Annotated in this window: 2 protein-coding genes and 1 pseudogene; 2 read left to right on the forward strand and 1 reads right to left on the reverse strand. The window is 56.2% G+C overall.

Annotation, left to right across the window (positions count from 1 at the left end; translation table 11 throughout):
* Both AB7F49_RS39065 and AB7F49_RS39070 read left to right on the forward strand, forming a co-directional pair.
* Window positions 1–987 (forward strand): amidohydrolase family protein (locus AB7F49_RS39065; RefSeq protein WP_428533323.1); only part of this gene is annotated, 987 nt, incomplete at its 5' end.
* A gap of 12 nt (window positions 988–999) precedes the next feature.
* Window positions 1000–1302 (forward strand): annotated as a pseudogene (locus AB7F49_RS39070) (amidohydrolase family protein); the annotation flags it as partial.
* A 647-nt stretch (window positions 1303–1949) separates the two neighbouring features.
* On the opposite strand, the gene add reads toward AB7F49_RS39070, so the two are convergent.
* On the reverse strand, window positions 1950–3011 hold the full coding sequence (gene add / locus AB7F49_RS39075; protein WP_428533326.1) for an adenosine deaminase: 1062 nt from the start codon (window positions 3009–3011) through the stop codon (window positions 1950–1952).
* Window positions 3012–3272 lie beyond the last annotated feature (261 nt).

Raw genomic sequence — 3272 nt, forward strand, 5'->3', positions numbered from 1 at the left:
GTCCGAGGTGAATTCGTCGTTCGCGGCGGCCACATCCTAACAATGGATCCCGCTCTTGGAGATTTTCCGTCGGCCGATGTGCACGTCCGCGACGGAGCGATCGTTGCTGTCGCCACCGATATCGATGCACCCGGCGCACAGCTGATTGATGCGCGCGATATGATTGTGATGCCCGGATTTGTCGATACTCATTGGCATCTGTGGAGCACGGCGCTGCGGATGATCGTACGCGCCGACGACCCCAAGACGGGCTATTTCCCGACCACGATCCGACTCGGCCGGCATTTCAAACCAGCGGACTCGTATATCGCAGTCCGTCTTGGGGCCGCTGAAGGACTTCTTTCGGGAATTACCACCGTCCACGATTGGTCGCACAACACTGTAACGCCCGAACATGCCGCCGCCGAACTTCAAGCGCTGAAAGATACCGGCCTTCGTGCCCGGTTCTCATATGGAACGGGACAGGGCCATCCGGCCGACAAAGCAATGGACCTTACGGGACTGGAGACCATTCAAAAGCGCTGGACAGGCGACATGCTCGGAGTTGGTGTGTGTATGCGCACGCCGGGCGCAGCAGGGCAGTGCGGCGCCATACCCGTGGAGCTCTTTCGAACGGAAATGGAGGCGATCCGTAAGCTGGGACTGCCAATGACAGTCCATTGTGGACCGAAGGGGCTCGTTGACCTCATGGGCAGGAATGATTTTCTTGGTCCCGACATGTTGCTGGTTCATCCGCAAGGCATGACCGAAGCGGAGCTACGGAAAATCGGCGACACGCGGACACCGTGGAGCATCGCGCCGGTCATCGAGATGTCCTACTCCGCTGTCCGCAATGGTCAAATTCAATATCATGAGCTTGAGGCGATGAACACGCAGCTTGGCCTGTCGATCGATTCGTCCGCAGCGACGAATGCAGATTTCTTCAACGTCATGCGCGCTCTGATGTGGTCCGATTGGCAGCGCCGCGGGGCTCCGCAGAAGCTCTAGCCGAAGCGGCTTGCCGAACTCGCCACAATCGAAGGAGCCAAACTGCTGGGGATCTCTGATAAGACGGGTTCGCTGACTCCTGGCAAGCGCGCCGATCTCGTCACGATCCGCAAGAGTGACATCAACATGGCGCCGGTCGGCGACCCATATTACGCCATCGTCTTCTTCGGCCAGCCCTCCAACATCGAAACCGTGATGGTTGACGGCCGTGTATTGGTACGTGATGGGAAGCTGACTTCAATCAACCTCATCAAGACGGTAGGCGGGGCAACGGAATCCGTTCGCGGCATCCTTGAGCGTGCGAAAGCCGGCTAGCGAAATGAGTGTGCCAAGAGTTGGTCGACCGCACGATGCCACGCGTACTTGGCGACAAGTTTGGAAGTTCAGTCCACATCACGCGACCGGACCGGGGAAACGCCAAACGGAGAATTCGCGCGGTGTTCGCCGCAAATTTCGAGGAGAGAATTGGTTCTTGGGCGTACCGGAGAATTCCCCAGCCGAAATTCTTCAAACCGTACCGAGGGTTTGCAGGGAAAGCCGCCAAAATAAAAAGTCGTTGTATAACAATGGCTTATGCGTGGCGGAGGAACCAGTCACGAGCGAACCCGTCTCCAAGGCCTCAATTTCACTGCTAACAGGGAAAAATACAGGGAATCTTGCTGATTCTTGGCGTTCCAGTGGAAATGCCGCGATAGTCTGGCAGCAAAATCATATGTTTAGTCGAAAATTCCCTACGTGACAGAGCAGGGAATTTGGATCGCAAATCAGGGAATTCGGGAAGCCGATCAGGGAGGCTAGGTAACCGTCAAGAGGCTAGAGGCTGACGCTTACGCTAGGACCTAGGACCCAGCTGTGCGCGAGAACAGATCATGTTCGGTAGCCGCAGTACACAGCCCTCAATTTGCAGATGGAGAGGACGAGATGTTGGGTCCGGCTGCCTAGCTTAGCGACCAGTGCGCGCTTCATGTCGCGCACTGCGTGTCAGAAGCAGCGACGTAGTCGTCAACGCGCCGGATGTACACGGCTCTCCTTTCATCATCGATCCATGCGCCTGCAAAGGCTTCCTTCACATAGTCAGCAACAACAGAATTGTCCCACCGTCCAGTGGCGGCCACCGCATTCAGCATGTGGTTCATGTAGCCACTCGCAAAATAACCCGGATCATCGCTGTTCAAGGACACCGAGAGACCAAGGCCACGCATCCGCTCGATACGATCGACACGCCGCGGCTTCGGGTCACCCTTTCGCCAAGTCGGGCAGGCCGTGAAATGGATGTTCCGCTCGGTTGCGGCGCCGACCAGTGAATGGTCGTCTAGCACGTTGATCCCATGGTCAATTCGCTCGACTTTGATATCGTGGATGCACTGGCGGATGTGCTCTCGAGCGTTGACCATGTCGACGTCGCAGTGGGCCGTCAGGCGATATCCCTGATCGCGCGCGGCATCGTAAACAGTCTGGAACTTATTCGGTGGATGGCCGTCTTCGACATTGTCGAGACCGAGGCCAGCGATCTTGTCGCGATATGGGCATGCGGCCTCCAGCATGTTGACGGCGCTCTCCAGCGTCAGATCGCGATTGATGCACATGATGAGCTGGCTTTCGATCCCGAGTGCCTCGCGCGCAATCTTCTGCGCCGCCCCAAGCCCTTCGATCACGGCGCCGAAGGGGACGCCGCGATCGGTATGCGCCTGTGGGTCGAATGAGACCTCGGCGTAGACGATATTATTGGTCCTGCACTGACGGAAATATTCGAGCGCCAGTTCGTAGAAGTCCTGGTCGGTTTGCATGACCTTCAGCCCCTCGAAATACAGCGCAAGGAACATCTTGTATTGCTGGATATCCAGGGCCTGATCGCCGGACCCCTCCGGCACTTGCAATGATGCAAAGCTCGCATCACCCAGGCTCAGTTTGTTGCGAACTGCAAAGCGCCGCTTCATCTCGACCGAAAGTGTCCCTTCGATATGCAGGTGCAACTCCGCCTTTGGAAGGCCAGCAATGAATTCCGCGGTTGCAACCATCCCCATATCTCCGTTCTTTCTTCGGATCGGAAAGCACAATAGCTACTGGAAGAAGAGATGAGAAGTTTTTGGAACCTGCTGCATCGAATTGCGTCAAGAAGCCGTTAGAATTGCCGCGAGTCTGAGCTTTACAGTGCGCCAAATTATCTTATTATAGAAGCTAATTAAGGAAGATAAAAGATGGACGCGGGTTTCAGAACAGAGCTTGTTCGAACCGGAAGCGGAGCGAGCGCGCCTGATATAGGGTAAGGTCTAAATTGTGCCACC

Origin of the sequence: Pseudorhodoplanes sp. (genome assembly GCF_050250235.1) — a bacterium.
Lineage (GTDB): Bacteria > Pseudomonadota > Alphaproteobacteria > Rhizobiales > Xanthobacteraceae > Pseudorhodoplanes.